Source organism: Campylobacter sp. CNRCH_2014_2849 (assembly GCF_025772845.1).
GTDB classification, from domain to species: domain Bacteria; phylum Campylobacterota; class Campylobacteria; order Campylobacterales; family Campylobacteraceae; genus Campylobacter_D; species Campylobacter_D lari_D.
In genome coordinates this window covers 1-1,141 of the sequence record NZ_JAKMSW010000039.1, presented here as the reverse complement: position 1 = coordinate 1,141, position 1,141 = coordinate 1, and the positions used below count along the sequence as shown (strand labels likewise).

Genomic DNA, 1,141 nt, shown 5'->3' with positions numbered 1-1,141 from the left:
TTGGATTTTTTGAAGTGGAGAAAGATTATAATTAATCATAAATCTTATAATTACAAGAGCAATTACCAAGCTTATAACACCAATAATGATTTGTTGTATTAAAGCTTTATTTACCGGGTCTTTATAGATTTTTTCATCTGCAATCACACAAACATTATATCCTGTTGAAGATTTCTGACAAATCACAGCCTTGCGAGGAGCATTTCCATCTTCAATTAACATTGGTGAGCTTGAAAGAAGTCCTGATTTTCCTTCAGGTGTTGAAAGATATGATTTTACTATATTTTGACTTAATTCATTTTTTGTTAATAATGCCTCAGAAGATTCATGAAAAAGTATAGTTCCATCATTATCTAAAACCACAGTATATCCGCTTTGTGACCTTCCCATTGATAATACATTATCTGAAAAAGTATTTAAATCATAATTTCCACCTACTGCACCTATAAATTTACCATTAACAACTATAGGATATGAAAAAGATAAAGAAGGAGCTTTTAAGCTAGGGGCAATATAAGGCTTTGATATTACAACTTTGTTTTCTCCAGAAGCAACACTTGTGTACCAACTTCTTGTTCTAGGATCATAGCCATCAGATGGCATTTGATGGTTTCCATTTGATCTAATCATTGCACCATTGTGTGCAAGTCCTACATATAGCACATCAAAACGACTAGCTTCTTTTGCAACTTTAACCATAGTGTAAATTTCTTCTAAACTCGCATTAGGATTTTTTTGCAATTCAGAGGCGACAGATCTAATAGCATCGCTTCTTGAAGCAGTGTAGTCATCAAAATTCTTTAAAACATCTTGCATTGTTTTAACTTGTATATCATTGATGAGTTTTTGAACATCATGCTTTACTTCGGCATAATTAAATGCATTTGCTATAAATAAAATAGCTATAATTGCTAAAAAAACAAAAAAAGTTAATTTTCCCGTTAAACTTCTTGTAATGTTTTTCATAATGAATTATCCTTGTTTAAAAATTGTAAATTTTAAGGGAAAAATTATCTTGTATTATTTTTAATAAAAAAATGCATTATTTAAATATAAAAAAACTATTTTTTAATAAAAAAATTATAAAAAATAACAATCACATCCAATCAAAATCACCAACCCCAGCTTAGCAATTAACACT

1 protein-coding gene is annotated in these 1,141 nt (G+C 29.1%); it reads right to left on the bottom strand.

The window, feature by feature from the left end:
* Positions 1–966: cache domain-containing protein (locus tag L8X33_RS08585; protein ID WP_263670498.1), on the bottom strand; the 966-nt coding region annotated here is incomplete at its 3' end.
* Positions 967–1,141: the final 175 nt, after the last annotated feature.